The sequence below is a fragment of the Microbacterium foliorum genome (genome assembly GCF_003367705.1).
Lineage (GTDB): Bacteria > Actinomycetota > Actinomycetes > Actinomycetales > Microbacteriaceae > Microbacterium > Microbacterium foliorum.
This window is the reverse complement of sequence record NZ_CP031425.1, coordinates 2,013,519-2,033,577: the sequence shown is the minus strand read 5'-3', so window position 1 is coordinate 2,033,577 and position 20,059 is coordinate 2,013,519. Positions and strand designations below refer to the sequence as shown.

24 protein-coding genes are annotated in these 20,059 nt (G+C 69.0%); 12 read left to right on the top strand and 12 right to left on the bottom strand.

Annotated elements, in window-relative coordinates:
- The first annotated feature begins 5 nt into the window (after nucleotides 1–5).
- The 3 genes from DXT68_RS09535 to DXT68_RS09525 are packed head-to-tail and all read left to right on the top strand — an operon-like array spanning nucleotide 6 to nucleotide 2,859.
- Complete coding sequence (locus DXT68_RS09535; RefSeq protein ID WP_045254566.1) at nucleotides 6–335, top strand: metal-sulfur cluster assembly factor; 330 nt, start codon at nucleotides 6–8, stop codon at nucleotides 333–335.
- A 2-nt stretch (nucleotides 336–337) separates the two neighbouring features.
- On the top strand, nucleotides 338–1,492 hold the full coding sequence (locus DXT68_RS09530; protein ID WP_045254565.1) for a MalY/PatB family protein: 1,155 nt from the start codon (nucleotides 338–340) through the stop codon (nucleotides 1,490–1,492).
- Nucleotides 1,489–2,859 carry an MFS transporter gene (locus tag DXT68_RS09525; RefSeq protein WP_045254564.1) on the top strand — a complete coding sequence of 457 codons (1,371 nt, stop codon included), beginning with the start codon at nucleotides 1,489–1,491 and terminating at the stop codon, nucleotides 2,857–2,859. Before DXT68_RS09530 ends, DXT68_RS09525 begins: the two co-directional genes overlap by 4 nt.
- Here DXT68_RS09525 and DXT68_RS09520 read toward each other — a convergent pair.
- Nucleotides 2,822–3,421, bottom strand: a complete 600-nt coding sequence (locus tag DXT68_RS09520; RefSeq protein WP_045254563.1) for a TetR family transcriptional regulator — start codon at nucleotides 3,419–3,421, stop codon at nucleotides 2,822–2,824. The genes DXT68_RS09525 and DXT68_RS09520 overlap by 38 nt on opposite strands.
- A 56-nt stretch (nucleotides 3,422–3,477) precedes the next feature.
- Here DXT68_RS09520 and DXT68_RS09515 point away from each other — a divergent pair, with 56 nt between their 5' ends.
- From DXT68_RS09515 to DXT68_RS09505, 3 genes are read left to right on the top strand one after another with little or no spacing between them, the layout of a single operon-like run.
- Nucleotides 3,478–4,065 (top strand): biotin transporter BioY, encoded by a 588-nt coding sequence (locus tag DXT68_RS09515; protein WP_052677774.1) that lies wholly within the window; start codon nucleotides 3,478–3,480, stop codon nucleotides 4,063–4,065.
- Entirely contained in the window at nucleotides 4,055–4,747 is a 693-nt protein-coding gene (locus DXT68_RS09510; RefSeq protein ID WP_115760485.1) for an energy-coupling factor ABC transporter ATP-binding protein, read from the top strand. Before DXT68_RS09515 ends, DXT68_RS09510 begins: the two co-directional genes overlap by 11 nt.
- The gene (locus DXT68_RS09505) at nucleotides 4,744–5,337 is read left to right on the top strand and encodes a CbiQ family ECF transporter T component (RefSeq protein WP_045254667.1); all 594 of its coding nucleotides are present in this window, start codon (nucleotides 4,744–4,746) and stop codon (nucleotides 5,335–5,337) included. The genes DXT68_RS09510 and DXT68_RS09505 overlap by 4 nt, the downstream gene beginning before the upstream one ends.
- On the opposite strand, the gene DXT68_RS09500 is transcribed toward DXT68_RS09505, so the two are convergent.
- The 4 genes from DXT68_RS09500 to DXT68_RS09485 all read right to left on the bottom strand — a co-directional run bounded on the left by DXT68_RS09500 (nucleotide 5,284) and on the right by DXT68_RS09485 (nucleotide 9,265).
- Nucleotides 5,284–6,600 carry an acyltransferase family protein gene (locus tag DXT68_RS09500; RefSeq protein ID WP_082068960.1) on the bottom strand — a complete coding sequence of 439 codons (1,317 nt, stop codon included), beginning with the start codon at nucleotides 6,598–6,600 and terminating at the stop codon, nucleotides 5,284–5,286. The two genes, DXT68_RS09505 and DXT68_RS09500, sit on opposite strands and share 54 nt — an antisense overlap.
- Nucleotides 6,601–6,711: 111 nt before the next feature.
- Nucleotides 6,712–7,383 carry a response regulator gene (locus DXT68_RS09495; RefSeq protein WP_045254561.1) on the bottom strand — a complete coding sequence of 224 codons (672 nt, stop codon included), beginning with the start codon at nucleotides 7,381–7,383 and terminating at the stop codon, nucleotides 6,712–6,714.
- Nucleotides 7,380–8,639 (bottom strand): sensor histidine kinase, encoded by a 1,260-nt coding sequence (locus DXT68_RS09490; RefSeq protein ID WP_045254560.1) that lies wholly within the window; start codon nucleotides 8,637–8,639, stop codon nucleotides 7,380–7,382. Before DXT68_RS09490 ends, DXT68_RS09495 begins: the two co-directional genes overlap by 4 nt.
- A 5-nt stretch (nucleotides 8,640–8,644) precedes the next feature.
- Complete coding sequence (locus DXT68_RS09485) at nucleotides 8,645–9,265, bottom strand: DedA family protein (protein WP_045254559.1); 621 nt, start codon at nucleotides 9,263–9,265, stop codon at nucleotides 8,645–8,647.
- Between the two features lie 171 nt (nucleotides 9,266–9,436).
- Between DXT68_RS09485 and DXT68_RS09480 the strand changes: the two genes are divergently transcribed.
- Together DXT68_RS09480 and DXT68_RS09475 are read left to right on the top strand one after the other, a co-directional pair.
- Nucleotides 9,437–11,035 (top strand): ABC-F family ATP-binding cassette domain-containing protein, encoded by a 1,599-nt coding sequence (locus DXT68_RS09480; protein ID WP_045254558.1) that lies wholly within the window; start codon nucleotides 9,437–9,439, stop codon nucleotides 11,033–11,035.
- A gap of 29 nt (nucleotides 11,036–11,064) precedes the next feature.
- The gene (locus DXT68_RS09475) at nucleotides 11,065–11,649 is read left to right on the top strand and encodes a pyridoxamine 5'-phosphate oxidase family protein (protein ID WP_373372443.1); all 585 of its coding nucleotides are present in this window, start codon (nucleotides 11,065–11,067) and stop codon (nucleotides 11,647–11,649) included.
- A gap of 23 nt (nucleotides 11,650–11,672) precedes the next feature.
- On the opposite strand, the gene DXT68_RS09470 is transcribed toward DXT68_RS09475, so the two are convergent.
- The 3 genes from DXT68_RS09470 to DXT68_RS09455 form a co-directional block, all read right to left on the bottom strand.
- On the bottom strand, nucleotides 11,673–12,488 hold the full coding sequence (locus DXT68_RS09470) for an SURF1 family cytochrome oxidase biogenesis protein (protein ID WP_045254557.1): 816 nt from the start codon (nucleotides 12,486–12,488) through the stop codon (nucleotides 11,673–11,675).
- 187 nt (nucleotides 12,489–12,675) lie between these two features.
- Nucleotides 12,676–13,032 carry a DUF3099 domain-containing protein gene (locus DXT68_RS09460; protein WP_082068959.1) on the bottom strand — a complete coding sequence of 119 codons (357 nt, stop codon included), beginning with the start codon at nucleotides 13,030–13,032 and terminating at the stop codon, nucleotides 12,676–12,678.
- A gap of 51 nt (nucleotides 13,033–13,083) precedes the next feature.
- Nucleotides 13,084–13,677: a DUF4190 domain-containing protein gene (locus tag DXT68_RS09455; protein ID WP_052677764.1), complete on the bottom strand. Its 594-nt coding sequence runs from the start codon at nucleotides 13,675–13,677 to the stop codon at nucleotides 13,084–13,086.
- Nucleotides 13,678–13,810: 133 nt separating this feature from the next.
- Between DXT68_RS09455 and DXT68_RS09450 the strand changes: the two genes are divergently transcribed.
- Nucleotides 13,811–14,518 (top strand): beta-ketoacyl-ACP reductase, encoded by a 708-nt coding sequence (locus tag DXT68_RS09450; RefSeq protein WP_045254555.1) that lies wholly within the window; start codon nucleotides 13,811–13,813, stop codon nucleotides 14,516–14,518.
- Between the two features lie 23 nt (nucleotides 14,519–14,541).
- On the opposite strand, the gene DXT68_RS09445 is transcribed toward DXT68_RS09450, so the two are convergent.
- The 3 genes from DXT68_RS09445 to glgC are packed head-to-tail and all read right to left on the bottom strand — an operon-like array spanning nucleotide 14,542 to nucleotide 17,253.
- Nucleotides 14,542–15,252 (bottom strand): alpha/beta fold hydrolase, encoded by a 711-nt coding sequence (locus DXT68_RS09445; protein ID WP_045254554.1) that lies wholly within the window; start codon nucleotides 15,250–15,252, stop codon nucleotides 14,542–14,544.
- Between the two features lie 32 nt (nucleotides 15,253–15,284).
- Nucleotides 15,285–15,977, bottom strand: coding sequence for a phosphoserine phosphatase SerB (gene serB, locus DXT68_RS09440; protein WP_082068968.1), 693 nt, complete (start codon nucleotides 15,975–15,977; stop codon nucleotides 15,285–15,287).
- Between the two features lie 34 nt (nucleotides 15,978–16,011).
- Nucleotides 16,012–17,253, bottom strand: a complete 1,242-nt coding sequence (gene glgC, locus DXT68_RS09435) for a glucose-1-phosphate adenylyltransferase (RefSeq protein WP_045254552.1) — start codon at nucleotides 17,251–17,253, stop codon at nucleotides 16,012–16,014.
- 69 nt (nucleotides 17,254–17,322) lie between these two features.
- Here glgC and glgA point away from each other — a divergent pair, with 69 nt between their 5' ends.
- From glgA to DXT68_RS09420, 3 genes are all read left to right on the top strand, one after another.
- Nucleotides 17,323–18,507 (top strand): glycogen synthase, encoded by a 1,185-nt coding sequence (gene glgA, locus DXT68_RS09430; RefSeq protein ID WP_045254551.1) that lies wholly within the window; start codon nucleotides 17,323–17,325, stop codon nucleotides 18,505–18,507.
- Between the two features lie 17 nt (nucleotides 18,508–18,524).
- The gene (locus DXT68_RS09425) at nucleotides 18,525–19,310 is read left to right on the top strand and encodes an ABC transporter ATP-binding protein (RefSeq protein ID WP_045254550.1); all 786 of its coding nucleotides are present in this window, start codon (nucleotides 18,525–18,527) and stop codon (nucleotides 19,308–19,310) included.
- 91 nt (nucleotides 19,311–19,401) lie between these two features.
- Complete coding sequence (locus DXT68_RS09420; protein WP_045254549.1) at nucleotides 19,402–19,659, top strand: type B 50S ribosomal protein L31; 258 nt, start codon at nucleotides 19,402–19,404, stop codon at nucleotides 19,657–19,659.
- Between the two features lie 76 nt (nucleotides 19,660–19,735).
- On the opposite strand, the gene DXT68_RS09415 is transcribed toward DXT68_RS09420, so the two are convergent.
- A complete protein-coding gene (locus tag DXT68_RS09415) occupies nucleotides 19,736–20,017 on the bottom strand; it encodes a hypothetical protein (RefSeq protein ID WP_045254548.1) in 282 nt (93 codons plus the stop codon).
- Nucleotides 20,018–20,059: the final 42 nt, after the last annotated feature.

Here is a 20,059-nt window from a genome sequence, read left to right as displayed (position 1 = left end):
ACGGCATGACAGCGACGCTCACCGACGCGAAGTACGACGAGGTCACCGAGGCTCTCAAAGACGTCATGGATCCTGAACTCGGGATCAACGTCGTCGACCTCGGACTCATCTACGATCTCGCGTGGGACGACGAGAACGACGCTCTCGTCATCCACATGACGCTGACCAGCGCCGGCTGCCCACTCACCGACGTGCTCGAGGATCAGACTGCTCAGGCTCTCGAGAGCGTGGTGGATCGCTTCCGCATCAACTGGGTGTGGATGCCGCCGTGGGGTCCCGAGCGGATCAGCGACGACGGCCGCGACATGATGCGCGCACTCGGCTTCGCGATCTGAGGATGCTCGAGGTCAGGGCTCTGCCCTTGGCGGAGCTCCGCGCGCGCACCAGCGAGAAGTGGCGAGAGTATCCCGCCGACGTGCTGCCGCTTTTCGTCGCGGAGACGGACTTCCCGCTCGCCCCGACCATCTCCTCGGCTCTGCGCCGGGCGGTCGACACGGGAGACACCGGGTACGTCGCGTCGCGCACCCCGCTCGCATCGACGTACAGCGAGTTCGCGCTGCGCCGATTCGGCTGGCAGCCGGATCCGGCGCGAATGCGCAGCACCGCTGACGTGAGCATGGGGATCGTCGAGATCCTGAGGCGGGTGACGCAGCCGGGGGAGCGCGTGGTCGTCACGCCCCCTGTCTATCCGCCGTTCTACGACCTCGTCGCCGAGGCGGGCGCGGAGGTGGAACGGGTTCCGCTGCGCGACACCGGTTCATCCTGGGAACTCGATCTCGACGGCATCCGCGTGGCGTTCGAGGGCGGTGCCACCGCCATGCTCCTCTGCAACCCGCACAATCCCACCGGCACCGTGCACGACCGCGACACGCTCACGGCGCTGGCTGAGCTGGCCGAGGAGTTCGGCGTCTCGGTGATCTCGGACGAGATCCACGCGCCTCTCGCGCAGCCAGGTACGGGCTTCACGCCGTTCCTGCACACCGGAGATGCGGCCGCGGCCGTCGGCTATGCGGTCGTGAGCGCCAGCAAGGCGTTCAACCTGGCGGGGCTCAAATGCGCTCTCATGGTGACCGCATCCGACGCCACGACTGCGGTCGTGCGTGGTCTGCCGGTCGAGGTCGAGTGGCGCACGGGCCAGTTCGGTCTGCTCGCCGCCGTCGCGGCCTTCACAGAGGAGAGCGATGCCTGGCTCGACGGGCTGCTGCGCACGCTCGACGCGAATCGGGTGCTGCTCGAAGACCTGCTCGCCGCACGTGTGCCGGCCGCGCGGTACCGCATTCCGGATGCCGGGTACCTCGCCTGGATCGATCTCACCGCGCTCGGATGGGGTGACAACCCAGCGCGGCGCATCCTCAAGGAGGCCAGGGTCGCCCTGCACTTCGGTCCCGCCTTCGGCGAGGAGGGTCGTGGCCACGTGCGGCTGAACTTCGGCACGAGCCCCGAGATCCTCACCGAGGCCGTCGAGCGCATCGCGACGCTCGTGGATCGATGACCGCGGTCACGTCGACCGTCTCGATCTGGGATCGCCAGCGTCGCTGGGTCACGGCCGGCGCGGTCGCCCTGATCTTCTTCGCGGCGATCGAAGCACTCGCTGTGACGACGGTCATGCCGATCGTCAGCGACGCCCTCGACGGCCGTGCGCTGTATGCGGTCGCCTTCGCGGGAACGCTCGCGACCAGCGTCATCGGCATGGTGGCCGCAGGAGCCTGGTCGGATGCGCGAGGGCCGCGCGGTGCGCTGTACGTCGCGGTGACGCTGTTCATCGCCGGACTGGTGCTGTCGGGCCTCGCGAACACGATGGAGCAGTTCCTGATCGGTCGTCTCGTGCAGGGGCTCGGCACGGGCGGCCAGACGGTGGCGCTCTACGTCGTCGTGGCGCGGCTCTACCCGCCGCAGCTGCACGGCAGGATCTTCGCCGCGTTCGCCGCCGCCTGGGTGGTTCCCTCGATGATCGGTCCGTTCCTCGCGGGCGCCGTCGCGGAGTATCTCGACTGGCGCTGGGCGTTCCTCGGGGTCGCCGTGCTCACGGCCGTCGCCTTCCTGACGACCGCGGCGCGGTTGCGAGGCGTCGACCTCGGACACGGGGAGCCTCAGGATGCCCGTTCCCTCGTCATCCGCCTCGGACTGGCGTTCGTGGTGGCGGTGTGCGCGGTCCTCATCGGCATCAGCGCAGAGCTGACCGTGCGGGTCGGCTGGCCGGTGGCCATCGGCGCGCTCGTGGTCATCTCCGTCGCGCTGCTCCCGCTGCTGCCTCGCGGAACGCTCCGCGCCGGGCGAGGACTGCCCAGCGTCGTGCTCATGCGCGGTGTCGTGGCGGGGGCGTTCTTCGCCGCGGAGGCATACATCCCCTACCTGCTCATGGAGCGTTTCGGCTTCACCGCGACATGGGCCGGTATCGCACTGATGCTGGCGGCCCTCGCCTGGGCCGGGGCATCGCAGCTGCAGGGCCGCGTCGGAGAGCGTCTCGGCAACACTCGCATCACGCTCATCAGCCTCTCGCTGCTGCTCACGGCGCTGGTCCTCGTGCTCCTGGCCGCGCTCGGAGCCGCACCGGCACTTCTGGTCGTGGTGGGCTGGGGCTTCGCGGGCGGAGGGATGGGGCTCCTGTACCCGCGGCTGACGGTGCTCATGATCGCCTATTCCGGCGAGGGGGATCAGGGCTTCAACTCGTCGGCGCTGTCCATCTCCGACTCCACGGGCGCAGCGGTGGTGATCGCGCTGGCCGGCCTGGCCGTCGCGAGCCTCGGCGGTCAGGTCGGAGCGTTCGCCGTGGTGTTCGCGTTCTGTCTCGCGCTCGTGCTCGTCGCGTCGCTTCCCGGGCTCAGGCTCGGTCACGCCGTGGAGGACGCGACGCGCTGAGTCCGGCCGGCGCCGTCTCGCCGCTCAGCGCGGTCACCCCGAGATCGAAGACACGGTCGAGACCGGCGGTCACGTCGACGGTGTCTGCGGAGGGAAGCGCGCCGTGACTGTCGGCATGCATGCGCTGCTGCACGAGCGTCGCGTGACCGAGGATGAAATGCAGCAGGGCGACCGATCGCTCCTCGGCGTGCGTCGCACCTCGGCGGTGCAATGATGCCTCGAGCGCGGACTGGGCCGATGACGATCCGAGTTGCAGGGCATAGGTGCTGAGCACCAGCTCTGCACCGTCGCGGTGGCGGAACAGTGCGTCCCGGATGCTGCGCGCCGTCGTCAGCACATCGGCGTCGTCGTGGGGGATGGTCGCCGTGATCCGATCGGCGAGCTCGGCGAGGAGCTCCTGTTTGCTGGAGAAATGCCAGTAGAGAGCGCTCGGCTGCACGTCGAGCTTCGCAGCGATGCGCCGCATCGACAGATCGGACAGCCCCACCTCGTCGAGGAGGGAGAGGGCGGTGCGTGCGACGCCGGCGCGATCGTGACGCGTCGAGTTGTGCTCGGGGCTCATGACCTCACTATAGTGAACACCGTTCAGGTGAACAGTGTTCAGGAAGGATCATGCAGATGACTCGACACCATGGCGAGGCCGGACGGGATCTCGCTCGAATCGCCGTCTTCGCAGCTCTGATCGTCGTGCTCGGCACGGTGACGATTCCGGTGCCCGGCGGCGTGCCGATCACCGCGCAGACTCTGGGGGTGATGTTGGCCGGCGCGGTGCTGGGTCCTCGTCTCGCGCCGCTGTCGGTGCTGCTCGTGCTCGTCCTCGCAGCGGTCGGTCTCCCGGTCCTCGCCGGAGGGCGCGGGGGAGTCGGCGTCTTCGTCGGCCCCACCGCGGGATACCTCCTCGGCTGGGTGGTCGGGGTGATCGTGGTCGGTCTGCTCGTGCACGGCGGACGCCTCACCTGGTGGCGGGTCGCGGCCGGCACGGTGCTCGGCGGAATCCTGGCGGTCTACGCGTGCGGAATCCCCGTGCAGGCGCTCGTACTCGGCACCGATCTCGTTCCAACCGCACTGTCGAGCCTGGTGTTCCTGCCGGGCGACCTGATCAAGGCGGCCTGTGCGACAGTGCTCACGCTCGCGCTGCGCCGCGCCTATCCGCGCGCCTTCGGGGCGCGGGCACCGCTCGCCTCGACGTCGGTCCGTGCGGCCTGAGACGGCCCTCGCCTCCATCGTGCTCGACGACGTGAGCGTCGAGCGCGAAGGGCGGGCCATCCTCAGCGGCATCAGCGTCGAGCTCACTGCGGCGACGACGGCGGTCATCGGCGCCAACGGATCGGGCAAGTCGACGTTCGCTCGACTGCTCAACGGACTCGTGCTCCCCTCGACGGGGACGGTGCGGGTGCACGGCCTGGACAGCAGGCGCGACACCGTCGCACTGCGGCGTCGGGTGGGCTTCGTGTTCACCGACCCGCAGGCGCAGATCCTCATGCCGACCCCCGCCGAGGACCTGGCCCTGTCGCTGCGCGGTCTGCCGCGCGCGGAGGTGGCATCGCGCGTGTCGGCGGCACTGGCCGAGCACGGTCTCTCCGACCACGCGCAGATGGCGGCATCCGACCTCTCCGGCGGGCAGAAGCAGATGCTCGCACTCGCATCGGTGCTCATCACCCAGCCGGGGCTGGTCGTCGCCGACGAGCCGACGACGCTCCTCGACCTGCGCAATGCCCGTAGAGTGGGCGACCTGCTGCTCGCGTGTGCCGCTCAGCTCGTCATCGTGACCCACGACCTGGATCTGGCAGCGCGCTGCGACCGCGCCGTGCTCTTCGAGGATGGCAGGATCCATGCATCCGGTGCACCGGTCGAGGTGATCGGCGCGTACCGAGATCTGTGCGCATGATCCAGGCGTATCGCCACGGCACGAGCGTCGTGCACCGGATGCCGGCCGGCGCGAAGCTCACTGTGCTCGCCGCGCTCGCGCTGACCCTGTCGGCCGTTCCGCACGGCGTGATGAGCATCACCCTTGCGCTGCTCGCGGTCGGGGGTCTGTATCTGCTCGCGCGGCTGCCGATGCGGATCCTCGGCACGGAGATCTGGCGTCTGCGGTGGCTCGTGCTGGTGCTCGGCATGGCGCTGTGGTTCTTCGTGTCCCCCCTGACGGCGTGGATCAACACGGGCAGAGTAGTCACCCTGCTGCTGTCGGCGTCTCTGCTGACGATCACGACGCCCATGGAGCAGCTGGTGGCTGTTCTGCACCGCCTCCTCCTGCCCCTGCGGCGATACGGCGTGAACCCCGATGCGGTGGCGATGACCATGTCGCTCGCTCTCACCATGATCCCCGTGGTCGCCTCGTTCGCGACCGATGTCAGGGACGCGCACCGGGCCAGGGGGATCCGGGTCGATGCGCGAGGGGTGGTGCCTCTGATGGTGCGCACGCTACGCCACGCCGACGATGTGGGTGACGCGCTCGCTGCGCGCGGACTGACCTGAGCTGCGGGCGAGGCGCCCGGCGAACAGCAGCGCTGCCCCCGCGATCGTCGCGGTGAGCACGGAGGTGCCGCCGACCAGCAGCAGCAGGACGCCGCCGAGTCCGAGGGCGGTCGCCGCGCAGACTCGGATGATCGATTGCGTGGGCGATGGAGAGGGGCGCGTCTCCACGCGGGCGAAGACGACGGCGACCAGAGCGGTGAGGACCAGCGCCGATGCGAGCCACAGCGGCCTGCTCGCCCACCACAGCGTGCTGCTCGGTGCGGGGAGTGCGATGCCCGAGGTCGCTGCCCATACGGCGGACAGACCCGCCATGGCGAGCAGCACCGGCATGTGCCACAGATAGATCGTCATGGTGCGGAGGTTGACGAACGAGGAGAAGGCCGCAACGGCCGGACGCCGACTGATTGCCCCGATCCGGTCGCGGAGGAGGGAGACCGCGCTCAGATGCACGATCCCGACGAGCAGCAGGGCCGTGGTCGGCGGGTTGATGTTGGCGATCAGATCGGGGGAGTGGACCCCGCCGACGAACGAGCAGACCAGCGCGATCAGAGCGGCGGCTCCGCCCAGCGCCCTCGTGCGCCCGCTCAGTCGGTCGAGAGTCCCATCAGCGAGGAAGAAGCCGATCTGCTGCAGCGCGAGCCAGACGAAGGCGAGGTTGACGAAGCCCACGCCCTCGAGTCCGGTCTGCGCGCGCACGGTGTCGACGAGCACCGCCGCCAGAGCGAGCGCGCCCAGCGTCGTCTTCGGCATCGACTCGTGGGCACGCGCGAGAGCCGGGAGCAGGGCCTGGCAGAGCAGGAAGACCGCGAGGAACCACAGCGGCTGGCCGTAGCGGAACCCCGCGATGACGATCAGCTCCGCCGGCACGCCGATCGCGCTCAGCACGCCGAGCGCGATCCCCACGGCGCCGATCGTCACCACGGCCGGACGCAGCAGCCGGTGCACCCGCCCTGCGATGAAGGCGGATGCAGACGCGCCGCGGTCGCGCTGACGGCGGTACGCGAGCAGACCGGCGAAGCCGCCGATGATGAAGAACAGCGGCATGACCTGCAGAAGCCAGCTCACCGGGACGATCCATCGGGTGCCGTCGCTCGCGTTGACGAAGACCGGGGCGCCGTCGACGACCGTGACGCCGACCATGATCGCGTGCAGGAGCACGACCCCGACCACGCAGACCGCCCGAAGCAGGTCGATCCCGGTGTCGCGCCCCGCAGAGAGCCGAGACGGGGTGGCGGTGACCCGCGGTGTGTCGACGATGGCCATGGTGTCCTCCTCGGATGGGTGTCCGAGGAGCGTATGAACCGGGTGCCCCGCAGGGGATCACCCTGCGGGGCTGTTCGCACCCCTACCGTGGTGTGACGTCGCCGCAGCTGCTCAGGTCGCGGGTTCGACGAGCCCGGCGTCGTACGCGAGGATCACGGCGTGCACGCGGTCGCGCAGGCCCAGTTTCGCGAGCACCTTGCCCACATGCGTCTTGACCGTCTGCTCGGCGATGAAGAGGTCGGCCGCGATCTCTCCGTTCGAGCGCCCTCGGCCGATGAGCACGAGCACCTCGCGCTCGCGGTCGGTCAAGTCCGCGAGCGCGGTCGCCGCGCGGGGCGTGCGCGGACGTCGTCCCGCGAACTGCTCGATCATCCGTCGAGTGACGCTCGGCGCCAGCAGCGCATCACCGCCCGCGACCACACGCACAGCGTGCACGAGCTCCTCGGGCAGAGCGTCTTTCAGAAGGAAGCCGCTGGCCCCCGCCTCGAGCGCGTCATACACGTAGTCGTCGATGTCGAAGGTCGTCAGCATCAGGATCCGGGGCACATGCGCCGCAGGATACCCCGGGCCCAGGATGCGGCGGGTGGCCTCGATGCCGTCCACCTGCGGCATCCGGACGTCCATCAGGATCACGTCGGGGTCGAGCCTCGCGGCGAGGGTGACGGCCTCGGCGCCGTCGGCGGCCTGTCCTGCGACACGGATGCCGTCGTGGGCATCGAGAAGTGCGGCGAAGCCGGCCCGGACCATGGCCTGATCGTCGGCGATGAGGACGCTGATGGTCACGGGATCTCCTGAGTTCGTTCGAGAGGAGCGGAAGCAGCGGAGGGCGTGAGCAGGATCGGAAGCGTGGCTACGACCTCCCAGCCCCCGTCAGAACGTGGCCCCGCCGAGAAGTCGCCGCCGAGCAGCTCGACGCGCTCGCGCATCCCGCGCAGCCCGTAGCCACCGCCGGTCGGGTTCGCGGGGACGGCCGAGCCTCCGTCGCGGACGCGGATGCGGACGGTGTCGGCGTCGCACTGCACCCGCACGGTCGCCGGTGCACCCGCAGCATGCCGCACGGCGTTGCTCAGAGCTTCCTGCGCGATGCGGAAGACGGCGATCTGGACGGATGCCGGTGCCTCGGTCACCGCTCCGGTGATCTCCAGCCCGATCGTCACGCCCGCGCGGCGCAGGGTGTCGACGAGAGCCGGAATGTCGTCGATGCCCTGCTGCGGCGCGAGTTCGGCGGTCTGATCCTCGGTGCGGAGCACGCCGAGCATGCGTCTCATCTCGGTCAACGAAGCGCGGGCGGTGGCCGCGATGCTGTCGAACTCGGCCGAGGCGGTCTCGCCGATCTCGGGCAGCCGGTAGCGCGCGGTCGAGGCCTGCACCTGGATCACCGACATGCTGTGCGCGATGACGTCGTGCAGCTCGCGGGCGATGCGGGTGCGCTCCTCGACGAGGGAGCGACGGGACTCCTCGAGTGCGGAGTGCTCGCGCTCCCGGATGAGCTCGGCCGACACCCTCATCCGTCCTGCGACGAGGATCGCCACGAGGAAGACGGCTGCGGCGACCGACACCGTGACGATGAGGTCCGCGGTCGCCGTGCCCGCGGTCTCGGGCGTCGCGACGATCTCCGGACGCAGCAGGGGAGCGGTGAGCGAGAGCACTGCGCCGATCGCCAGCGGGAAGGCGCCGGCCCTCGCGCCGTGGACGTAGGTGACGACACCGACGAGGAGCACGAACGCCAGGAGAGCGGGAACCGACCAGGGCCAGGGGGACTCGGTCGCCCTCGCCGGAACCGCCAGGAGCGGCAGGGCGAACGCGGCTGCGCAGAACGTCGCGACCGCCCAGCGCGGGTGCGTGACCGAGAGCAACGGCGCCGCGCACACTGCGGCGGCGAGGATGAACGAGAGCGGGAGGGGAGTGCCGTACAACGCCGTCTGGATCGGCACGAGCACCGCGAAGAGAATGATGCCGGCTGCGGCGACGACGGCCAGCGCGAGGGTGCGCCTGGCGATGCGGGGAGCGCGCACGGTGCGCGGCCGTCGACGTGCCATGACTGTCATCCTGCCAGCTGCGCGACCGGGGCGCGTCGTCGTCGGGAGGCGGCCACCCGATCGATGACGATTCCGAGGGCGAGCGCGATCACGACTCCCACGGCGGCGCTGACCAGCGGCTGCTCCTGCACCCACGAACCCGCGAGGAGCCCGATCGTCAGGCTGAGCGCGCTCCAACTCGTTCCTGCGACCAGGCTCAGCGGCACGAACCGTCGCCAGGGGAAGCGCAGAGCCCCCGCCGACATGTTCACGGCGACGCGCCCGACCGGGATGTAGCGGGCTCCGAGGATCAGCGCTGCGGAGCGCTGCGACAGCGCCCGCTCGGCATGGGTGAAGGTCGCGACGACGCGGGGTCGCCGCATCCACGACCATCTCGTCGTGCCGACCCTGCGGCCGAGGCCGAAGGCGATGTTGTCTCCGACGGCGGCGCCGATGGCAGCGACCAGACCGAGCGGCAGCAGAGCCCAGATGTCGCCCGCGGAGGCGAGCACGGCGGCTGCGGCGACGAGCACGGTCTCGCTCGGCACCGGGGGGAAGAACCCGTCGATGACGGTCACCGCGAACAGCACGGCGTAGAGCCAGGGAGAGGCGACGGTCTGCAGGATGAGCTCGTTGATGACGTCCACCTCAGAAGGTTAGGAACCAGAGGGGCGGCGGGGCATCACCCTGGGGTATCGACCGCATCCCCCCAGGGAGGTAGATGTGCGGAGACGCATCGACGGAACACACAGCGGAGCGATCTATACTGGGAGTTTGGCCGCTCGGCCGATTCCCCCTGACTGAACGGACATCCCGCTGTGCTTGCCGTGCACGAACTCGAGATCCGCGTGGGCGCACGCCTCCTGATGGAGAACGTGTCGTTCCGTGTGAGCGACGGAGACAAGATCGGTCTCGTCGGCCGCAACGGCGCGGGCAAGACGACCCTCACCAAGGTGCTCGCCGGTGACATCCTCCCCTCCGGCGGGAGCGTCACTCGCTCGGGCCAACTCGGCTACCTGCCGCAGGACCCGCGATCGGGCAACCCCGAAGACCTCGCCCGCACCCGCATCCTCGACGCCCGCGGACTCGGCCAGCTCAACCTCGGCATGACGGAGGCGGCGCTCGCCATGGGGTCGGACGATCCTGCGGTGGCCGACAAGGCGATGAAGCGCTACGCGCGCCTCACGGAGGAGTTCGAGGGGCAGGGCGGGTATGCGGCCGAGGCCGAGGCGGCCTCGATCGCCAACAACCTGTCACTGCCCGACCGCATCCTCGACCAGCCGCTGTCGACCCTCTCCGGTGGACAGCGCCGCCGCATCGAGCTGGCACGCATCCTCTTCTCCGACGCCGAGACGATGATCCTCGACGAGCCCACCAACCACCTCGACGCCGACAGCGTCGTATGGCTGCGTGAGTTCCTGAAGAACTACAAGGGTGGGCTGATCGTGATCAGCCACGACGTCGAGTTGGTCGGAGAGACCGTCAACCGGGTGTTCTACCTCGATGCGAACCGTCAGATCATCGACACCTACAACATGAACTGGAAGAACTACCTTCGCCAGCGGGTGGCCGACGAGGAACGGCGCAAGAAGGAGCGCGCGAACGCCGAGAAGAAGGCCACGACGCTGCAGCTGCAGGCGGCCCGCTTCGGCGCCAAGGCATCGAAGGCCGCTGCTGCGCATCAGATGATCGCGCGCGCCGACAAGCTGCTCGCCGGGCTCGATGACGTGCGCCAGGAAGAGCGTGTGGCGAAGCTGCGCTTCCCGAAGCCCGCGCCCTGCGGCAAGACTCCGATGATGGCGACCGGACTCTCGAAGTCCTACGGATCGCTGGAGATCTTCACCGACGTCGACCTCGCGATCGACCGCGGATCCAAGGTCGTGGTGCTCGGACTCAACGGTGCGGGCAAGACCACCCTGCTGCGCATGCTCGCGGGGGTCGACGAGCCCGACACCGGGCAGCTCGAGCCCGGACACGGCCTCAAGGTCGGGTACTACGCACAGGAGCACGAGAATCTCGACGTGAATCGCTCCGTGCTCGAGAACATGGTGTCGGCTGCTCCGCATATCACCGAGATGGAAGCCCGCCGCGTGCTCGGCTCGTTCCTGTTCACCGGCGACGACGTGCTCAAGCCCGCCGGGGTGCTCTCCGGCGGCGAGAAGACACGTCTCTCGCTCGCGACCCTCGTGGTGTCGTCCGCGAACCTGCTGCTGCTCGACGAGCCCACGAACAACCTCGACCCCGCATCGCGCGAGGAGATCCTCGGTGCGCTCGCGCACTACGAGGGAGCGGTCGTACTCGTCTCGCACGACCCGGGCGCCGTGCAGTCGCTCAACCCCGAGCGCGTGCTGATCCTCCCGGACGGCGTGGAAGACCTCTGGAGCCAGGAGTACCAGGACCTCATCGAGCTCGCCTGACCCCGGTTCGGGTGTCATAGGGTCGAACCGTGACGCACGATGATTCCGAACCCGACATCCTCCCTCTGAACGATTGGCTGCGCGGTCGGCACGCTCTCACCGGCGCGGCCCCGGAGTGGGATACGGACGCACTGCCGGATGATCCGACGGTGCTGTTCGGCGAGTGGTTGCGCGCAGCGGATGCGGCAGGCGTGCCCGAGCCGCATACCGTGACCCTCGCCACGGTGGACGGGGCGGGAGTCCCCGATGCGCGCACCCTGATCCTCAAACGTGTCGACGAGCGCGGGTGGGCGATCGCGAGCACCCGGTCGTCGCGCAAGGGCTCACAACTGGGCGATGTCGCCGCGGCGGCGCTGAACTTCTGGTGGCAGCCTCAGGTCCGTGCGGTGCGGGTCCGAGGTCGCGTCGAAGAGGCGAGCGCGGAGGAGAGCGCCGCCGATCTCGCCGCCCGATCTGCGGCCGCACGTGCGGGTGTCGCCGACGGTGACTGGGTTCTCTGGCGGATCGTCCCCGAGCGCATCGAGTTCTGGCAGGGATCCAGGGATCGCCGGCACACGCGCGTGGTGTACGTCCCCGACGGTACCGGCTGGTCCCGCAGCGTCACGATCGACTGAGCCGACCGTTCCATTCGCAGGGGTCAGGCGTTCGCGTCGAGCAGCTCGTCCTCGATGTCGGCATCTCGGTCACGGCGCCGCGGTGTCTTGACCGGGGCAGGGATGCCCTCGACCTCCTCGCGGTGCTTCACGATCTCGGTGCGGATGATGTATCCGATGAAGACGAAGCCCATCAAGGCGAACAGGATCCACTGGATCGCGTACGAGAGATGCGGGCCCGGGTCGTCGGTGGGGGAGTCGAATCCGCCGAGCGTCCCCTCTCCGCTCGGGTCCTCACTCACGATCTGACCGTAGGCGCTGGTGACCACGTCCGGACCCACCATCTCGGCGATCGCAGGGAGGTTGATCGTGGGGACCTGACCCTCGGGAGCGCCGCGACCGGATGCCGGGAGCTGCTCGCCCGGACGCAGGCGCACGATCACCTCGACCTCACCGGTGGGCGGGAGGGGCACCGCATCGGGGGCGTCGCCCTCGCCCGGTGGCACCCATCCTCGGTCGACGATGAACACCCGTCCGTCGGCATCACGGAACGGGACCAGCACCTCGAAGGCGCTCGTACCGCCGTGCGGACGGTTGCGCACCAGCAGCTGCTCGTCGGGCAGGTACTCGCCGTTCAGTACCACCGGGTGCCATACGTCTCCGGGGTCGAGCGCTCCGTCGGTTCCGATGAGGTCGACGAGCGGCACGGGGTCCGCGTCGTAGTTCTTCTCGACGAGGGCGATCTGCTCCGCCCGAGTCACGTTGCGTTCGAACTGCCAGTTCGACAGGAACGCGCAGGCGATCGCGAACCCGATCGCGATCAGCACGTAGACGGTCCAGCGGCCGAGCCGGGTGCTCATGAGGGGACACCATCTCTCACGGTCACGGGGAAGTCCCGATCTGACAGGTAGTCGTGCAGGAACTCGACGTGCTCATCGCACGCGAGCCAGATCTTCTCCCGATCGGCGGAGTGGATGCGAGGGTTGCGCCACACCACCTGCTTCGAGGCCGCGCTCCGGCACCCGGCGCGCGAGCACTGCAGTTCGCTCACTCGTCGTCCCGACGCGTCTCGCGGATCAGGAAGACGCCGGGATCCGACGCCTCGACGATGGGAGCAGGTCTGACGGGCGCTGCCGCCTCGATCTGCTGCACCGGGGACTCCGCGGCGGTCTCGGTGCTGTCGCTTCCCGCATTCGCGAAGACGACGGCGATGTACGGAAGAACCGCTGCGCCGGCGGCGAAGACCCACGTGTACCAGCCGTACGGCTGCACGAACATCATCAGCGCGAAGCAGATGATGCGGATCGTCATCGTGAGCGCATAACGGCGCACGCGATGGTCCGCCTCGGCCTGCGGCGACTGCGGCAGTGAGGTGACAGCCGGGACCTGCGATTTGCTCTTCACGATGAGTCCAGCCTACGCCGGTGCGGGCGCACTGGCGCCCCCGGCAGCGGCTCAGGACGAGAAGATGAAGGGCAGCGTGAAGGCGCCGAAGAAGACGATGCTGATGATCGTCATCACGATGCCGATGACGAGGAAGCCGACCATGATGTACCCCATGATGAGGCCGGCGAAAGCCATGCCCCGTCCGCCGATCGCGGGGTTCTGCCTGGTCTGCTTGAGTGCCATGTGGCCCGTGACCACGGCGACTATGGAGGCGAGCAGCGGCACCACCGCCCAGAAGAGCACGACGCCGGCGATACCGCAGATCAGTGACGTGATCGCGAGACCGCTGGCCGGACGAGCCGCCGGGTACGCGGGAGCGTAGGTCTGGTACCCGGGAGCGGCCGAGCCGTACGGCGGCTGCGGGGGCGCGGGGTAGGCGGGCGCGACGGCATAGGGCTGCGAGGAGGGCATCCCGTACGGCTGCGGCGGGCTGGGAATCGACGGCGCGGCCCCGGGGTATGCCTGCGTCGGCCGGCCCGTCGTGTCCGCCGGGTACGGGGGAGCGGGCGGTGCTGGAGCGAACGGTGCCGGAGCGAACGGCTGCGCGGGAGGCGGGGTCTGCTGCGGATCTCCCGAGGCGGTGGGGATGCTGTTGTCGCTCACGTGGTGCCTTTCGTCAGGCTCAGCGTTCCAGCACGGAGGTCCGCTGTCAAACGTGCCTCCGGGCGGGGGAGAGCATCCTCGATAGAATCGTTCTCGACCAGGCCCGACCCCAGTGGCCAGATCAGGAGTGAAAATGAGTTCTCGCGTCGTCCTCGTCACCGGCGGCAACCGCGGCATCGGCCGAGCGATCGCCGAACGGTTCGTCAGCGAGGGTTTCCGTGTCGCGGTCACGGCTCGCAGCGGCGAGGGGCCCGAGGGCACTCTCACCGTGCGCGCCGACGTCACCGACTCCGCCGCCATCGACGCGGCGTTCAGCGAGGTCGAGAAGCAGCTCGGACCGATCGAGATCGTCGTCGCCAACGCCGGCATCACCAAGGACACGCTGCTGCTGCGCATGAGCGAGGACGACTTCGACAGCGTCGTGGCCACCAACCTCGGCGGCACCTTCCGGGTGGTCAAGCGCGCGTCCAAGGGCATGCTGCGCGCCCGCTTCGGACGCGTCATCCTGATCTCCAGCGTCGTGGGCCTCTACGGCTCCGCCGGACAGGTGAACTATTCGGCATCCAAGAGTGCGCTCGTCGGGTTCGCCCGCTCGCTCACGCGGGAGCTCGGCGGGCGCGGCATCACCGCGAACGTCGTCGCGCCGGGGTTCATCGAGACGGACATGACGGCTGAGCTGCCGGAGGAGACGCAGAAGCAGTACAAGGCGAGCATCCCCGCCGGGCGCTTCGCGACGGCCGACGAGGTGGCCGGCGTCGTGACCTGGCTGGCGGGCGATGACGCCGGCTACATCTCGGGGGCGGTCATCCCGGTCGACGGCGGTCTCGGGATGGGGCACTGATCCTTCGCACGAGACGCTGACATTCAGCGCCGGGCGGCCGCCGCATCGATGAGGGTGGCGAGGCGACCCGGAACCGAGAACTGCGGCCAGTGGCCGGATCCGATCCGCACGACCTCGACGTCGTCGATCGCACGGAACTCGTCGGCGTAGGGCCCCCACTCGGCGAGCTCGGACTCGAGAGTCTGCTGGTCGAAGCCTCCCATCAGCATGGTCACCGGAACACGGTGTCGACCGCCTGAGGGGAGGTCGATCGGATCGGTAGGCACTCGTGCGGGGACGCTGGCGGTGAGGGGCTCGGTGCGGGCACGCGTCGCCTCGTCGAGATCGTCGACGTCTTCGGCGGGGAAGTGGCTCCAGCCCGGGAACGGTATGACGCCGTCGACGACGTCGAACTCACTGATGCCCATGCCGGACGGCGGCGGCACCGTGTCGACGAAGACGACACGCGACACGGCGTCGGGGCGAGCATCGGCGACGCCCCATGCCACGTTGCCCCCGCCGCTGTGACCGACGACCACGACAGGACCGCCCGCCGTGTCGACGACCGCGTCGACCGCCGCGACAGCGGCCTCGACCCAGTCCGAGATGCCGATTCCCGACGACCGCTCGGCGGGTTCACCGACCCCGGGCATCGTGAGCGGATGCACCCTGTGCCCGGCCCGTTCGAGATCGGAGGAGACGTCGCTCCAGCTCGACGCGTCGAGCCAGAGTCCGGGGATGAGGATGATGTCCATGCGGCGACGATAGACCGAGCCGCCGACATCCGCTAGGGAAGCAGCGCGATGACCTCGGACAGGTCCTGCGGACCGATGACGACGCTGGCGGCCTCGCGCACAGCGGGCTTGGCGTTGAAGGCCAGACCCAGGCCCGCCGCGGCCATCATCCGCAGATCGTTCGCACCGTCACCGATCGCGATGGTCGCACGGTGGGGGATCCCCAGCTCGTCCGCCCATTCGCGCAGCGATGCCGCCTTGGCCTCGGCGTCGACGATGGCACCGTCGACGCGACCGGACAGAGCGCCGTCGACGACGTCGAGTCGATTCGCGCGCCATCGATCGACGCCCAGCCCCGGAGCCACGTCGTCGAGGATCTCGTGGAAACCTCCGGAGACCACGCCGACGACGCCGCCCCGTGCGTGCACGGCGGAGGTCAGCTCGCGCACACCCGGCGTCGGCTCGATACGGGCGAGCACCCGCGCGAAGCCCGAGACCGGCACTCCCTCGAGGGCGGCGACCCGAGAGCGCAGACTCGTCGCGAAGTCGATCTCACCGCGCATGGCGGCCTCGGTCGCGGCCTGCACCTCGGCACGGCGCCCCGCTTCGTCGGCGATCAGTTCGATCACCTCGTTGCGGATCAGGGTGGAATCGGCATCGAGGACGACGAGGAAGCGCGCAGAGGTCACGGCTTCGAGCCTAGCGACAGCGACGCCGCCCGGCGGACGGCCACGGAATGCCGTGATCGTCCGCCGGGCGGCGTCGGAGGAGCCTTCGGGCTCAGCGTTCGATGAACAGTCCCTTGCCCACGACCGTGATCCCCGATTCGGTGACCGTGAAGCCCCGAGCGAGGTCTCGCTCGCGATCGACACCGACCGTCGCGCCGTCGGCGAGAACCACGTTCTTGTCGAGGATCGCGCGGTGCACGCGAGAGCCCGCGCCGACGCGCACGCCGTCGAAGACCACCGAGTCGGTGATGGTGGAGCCGCCGCCCGCAAGGGTCCATGGTCCGACCACGCTGCGTTCGAGATGAGTGCCGGACAGCACGGATCCGAGTGAGACGATCGAGTCGATCGCGTTGCCGATGCGACCCACCGAGTCGCGCACGAACTTCGCGGGCGGCGAGTTGACCGCCTGCGAGTGGATCGGCCACTCCATGTTGTAGAGGTTGAAGATGGGCAGCGTCGAGATCAGGTCCATGTGGGCGTCGAAGAACGAGTCGATCGTACCGACGTCGCGCCAGTAGGAGCGGTCTCGCGGCGACGACCCCGGCACGTCGTTCTGCTTCATGTCGTAGTACCCGGCCTCGCCGCGGTCGACGAAGTACGGCACGATGTCGCCACCCATGTCGTGGCCCGAGGTGGGCGACTCCCCGTCGGCCTCGACCGCCGCGATCAGTGCGTCGGCGTCGAAGATGTAGTTGCCCATCGAGGCGAGCACCTCGTGCGGCGAGTCGTCGAGCCCCGTGGCATCGGTGGGCTTCTCGAGGAACTGCTTGATGCGACCCGACTGCGTGTCCGCGTCGATCACGCCGAACTGCGATGCCATCGAGATGGGCTGGCGGATGCCGGCGACAGTGGCCTTCGCGCCGGACTCGATGTGCGCGTCGAGCATCTGGCGGAAGTCCATGCGGTACACGTGGTCGGCGCCGATCACCACGACGATGTCGGGCTTCTCGTCGTTGATCAGGTTCATGCTCTGCAGGATCGCGTCGGCCGAGCCCGAGAACCAGCGCTTGCCCAGGCGCTGCTGCGCGGGCACGGACGCGACGTATGAATCGAGGAGCGCGGACATCCGCCAGGTCTGGGAGATGTGGCGGTCGAGGCTGTGCGACTTGTACTGGGTGAGCACGACGATCTGCCGAAGACCGGAGTTGATGAGGTTCGAGATCGCGAAATCTATCAAGCGGTACTGTCCGCCGAAAGGCACGGCAGGTTTGGCACGGTCACCCGTGAGGGGCATGAGACGCTTACCCTCGCCGCCGGCGAGGATGATGCCGAAGATCTTCTTTGGAGCGGACATGCACCTACCATAGAGGCGAATCGACCCGCCGAACTAGCATCTGGACAAGTGAGTCACTACCGTCTAACCATGCGCGTCGAGATGATCACGAAGGAATACCCGCCGGAGATCTACGGAGGTGCCGGAGTGCACGTCGCGGAGCTCGTCACGGCGCTGCGACAGAGCATCGACGTGCAGGTGCGGGCCTTCGGTTCGCCCCGAGATGAGGCGGGCACGTCCGCCTATCGGACACCCTCCGAGCTCGCCTCCGCGAACGCCGCCCTGCAGACGCTGGGCACGGATCTCGAGATCGTCGCCGCGATCTCCGACGCCGACCTCGTGCACAGTCACACCTGGTACGCGAACTTCGCCGGTCACCTCGCGTCGCAGCTGCACGGGATCCCGCACGTGCTCACCGCCCACAGCCTCGAGCCGCTGCGGCCCTGGAAGGCCGAGCAGCTCGGAGGCGGCTACGCGGTCTCCAGCGGGATCGAGAAGCTGGCGTACGAGAACGCCGCTGCGGTCATCGCGGTGAGCGCGGGCATGCGCGCGGACATCCTGCGCAGCTACCCGTCGGTGGACCCGGCGAAGGTCCGGGTGATCCACAACGGCATCGACGTGGAGCGGTGGCGTCCGGTGCAGAACCCCGCGTTCCTGGAGTCCGTGGGAATCGACCCGTCGCGTCCGTCCGTCGTCTTCGTCGGCAGGATCACACGTCAGAAGGGCCTGCCGTACCTGCTGCAGGCGGCACGACTGCTCCCCCCGGAGGTGCAGCTCGTCCTGTGCGCGGGCGCGCCCGACACCGCCGAGATCATGGCCGAGGTGCAGGCGGGCGTGAAGCTCCTGCAGCAGACCCGCGAGGGAGTGGTCTGGATCGAGCGGATGCTGCCGCGGGACGAGCTCTCGGCCATCCTCACCGCCGCGACCACTTTCGTCTGCCCCTCCGTCTACGAGCCGCTCGGGATCGTCAACCTCGAGGCGATGGCCTGCGGCGCCGCGGTCGTCGGAACCGCGACCGGTGGGATCCCCGAGGTCGTCGCCGACGGCGTGACCGGGCGTCTGGTGCCGATCGAGCAGGTGCAGGACGGCACCGGCACGCCGGTCGACCCCGAGCGCTACGTCGCAGATCTCGCGCGGGTGCTGACAGAGGTGACCTCGGATCCCGAACGTGCACGCGCCTACGGCCAGGCGGGTCGTGAGCGGGCTCGTGACGAGTTCAGCTGGGGAGCGATCGCCGACACCACGCGCGCGCTCTACGCGGAGCTCACCGCCTGAGCCGATAGGCTGGAGGCATGTCGAGCGCCCTGGAATTCACCGACGTCGTCGTGCGCCGCGAGGGGCGCGACATCATCGATCACGTGACCTGGCAGGTCGACGATGATCAGCGGTGGGTGATCCTCGGGCCCAACGGTGCCGGCAAGACCACCCTGCTGCAGCTGGCCGACACGCTGATGCATCCGACCTCCGGAACCGTCACCGTGCTGGGGGAGACCCTGGGTCGGACCGACGTGTTCGAGCTGCGCCCGCGCATCGGCTTCGCCTCCTCGGCGATGGCGAAGCGCGTTCCGCGAGACGAGACGGTTCTGAACACCGTGCTCACGGCGGCCTTCTCGGTGCTCGGGCGGTGGAACGAGGGCTACGAGGACATCGACGAGCGCCGCGCGCTGCGTGTGCTCGCGGACTGGCGCCTCGATCACCTCGCCGAGCGCACGTTCGGAACGCTGAGCGACGGAGAGCAGAAGCGCGTCCAGATCGCCCGCGCGGTGATGACGGATCCCGAGCTGCTGCTGCTCGACGAGCCGACCGCGTCGCTCGACCTCGGTTCGAGGGAGGAGCTGCTGGCCCTGCTGAGCGGGTACGCGTCGTCGCCGACGACTCCGGCCATGCTGATGGTCACCCACCACGTCGAGGAGATCCCCGTCGGGTTCACCCATGTGCTGCTCATGCGCGAGGGGCGCATCGTGGCCGCGGGCCCGATCGCCGAGACGCTCACCGCCGACGCGCTGAGCGAGGCGTTCGGCATGCCGATCGTGCTCAGCAGCGAAGACGGACGCTACGCCGCTCGCGCAGCATCCTGACGAGCATCTGGTAGGATCGATCCTTGGTGCGTTCTGCACCACAGACTTCCCTCGTCCCTGGCACAATCCAGGGCAGCAACTAAGGAATCCCATGAAGACTGACATTCACCCCGTGTACAAGGACGTCGTGTTCCGCGACCTCGGTTCGGGCGAGACGTTCCGCACCCGCTCGACGGTGTCCAGCGACAAGACGATCGAGCTCGACGGCGTCGAGTACCCCGTCATCGACGTCGAGATCTCGTCGGCCTCGCACCCGTTCTACACGGGAAAGCAGCGCATCATGGACTCGGCCGGCCGCGTCGAGAAGTTCAACCAGCGCTTCAAGGGCTTCGGCGGATCGTCCAAGTAACGACATCGCCACCACGAAGGCCCCGGTTCTCGGAACCGGGGCCTTCGTCGTATCCGGCGGCTGCAACCGCGTGGACTCAGAGGTCGATCGTGATGCGGTCGCCGCGGATGTTGTGGGGCGGGTCGCCCGCCACCGGGGCCGGGGCCATGCGCTTCGTCTGACGGTCACGCTCGATGCCGGCGCCATGGGCCGACGGCATCCAGATCGCGTCGAAGGATCCACCCAGTCCGCCGCCGGATCCCTCGTACTTGCGCTCGAGGGGCACCCGCGAATACACGGCCACGATCACGACGACCACTGCGATCACGACCACGAGCACGATCGCCACGGTCAGAAGCATGCCCACCGTCTCAGCCATGCGTCCAGGCTAGAAGACTCTCCTGCCATCGGCATCCGCCCA

Coding starts and splice junctions, on each gene's coding strand:
- DXT68_RS09490 (WP_045254560.1), bottom strand. CDS start 8,639: ATGGCACGTCGACGGCCGCGCACCGTGCGCGCTCCCCGCATCGCCAGG.
- DXT68_RS09505 (WP_045254667.1), top strand. CDS start 4,744: ATGATCCAGGCGTATCGCCACGGCACGAGCGTCGTGCACCGGATGCCG.
- DXT68_RS09450 (WP_045254555.1), top strand. CDS start 13,811: ATGAGTTCTCGCGTCGTCCTCGTCACCGGCGGCAACCGCGGCATCGGC.
- DXT68_RS09520 (WP_045254563.1), bottom strand. CDS start 3,421: ATGAGCCCCGAGCACAACTCGACGCGTCACGATCGCGCCGGCGTCGCA.
- DXT68_RS09445 (WP_045254554.1), bottom strand. CDS start 15,252: ATGGACATCATCCTCATCCCCGGACTCTGGCTCGACGCGTCGAGCTGG.
- DXT68_RS09530 (WP_045254565.1), top strand. CDS start 338: ATGCTCGAGGTCAGGGCTCTGCCCTTGGCGGAGCTCCGCGCGCGCACC.
- DXT68_RS09515 (WP_052677774.1), top strand. CDS start 3,478: ATGACTCGACACCATGGCGAGGCCGGACGGGATCTCGCTCGAATCGCC.
- DXT68_RS09470 (WP_045254557.1), bottom strand. CDS start 12,488: ATGAGCACCCGGCTCGGCCGCTGGACCGTCTACGTGCTGATCGCGATC.
- DXT68_RS09425 (WP_045254550.1), top strand. CDS start 18,525: ATGTCGAGCGCCCTGGAATTCACCGACGTCGTCGTGCGCCGCGAGGGG.
- DXT68_RS09500 (WP_082068960.1), bottom strand. CDS start 6,600: ATGGCCATCGTCGACACACCGCGGGTCACCGCCACCCCGTCTCGGCTC.
- glgC (WP_045254552.1), bottom strand. CDS start 17,253: ATGTCCGCTCCAAAGAAGATCTTCGGCATCATCCTCGCCGGCGGCGAG.
- DXT68_RS09415 (WP_045254548.1), bottom strand. CDS start 20,017: ATGGCTGAGACGGTGGGCATGCTTCTGACCGTGGCGATCGTGCTCGTG.
- DXT68_RS09535 (WP_045254566.1), top strand. CDS start 6: ATGACAGCGACGCTCACCGACGCGAAGTACGACGAGGTCACCGAGGCT.
- glgA (WP_045254551.1), top strand. CDS start 17,323: ATGCGCGTCGAGATGATCACGAAGGAATACCCGCCGGAGATCTACGGA.
- DXT68_RS09420 (WP_045254549.1), top strand. CDS start 19,402: ATGAAGACTGACATTCACCCCGTGTACAAGGACGTCGTGTTCCGCGAC.
- DXT68_RS09525 (WP_045254564.1), top strand. CDS start 1,489: ATGACCGCGGTCACGTCGACCGTCTCGATCTGGGATCGCCAGCGTCGC.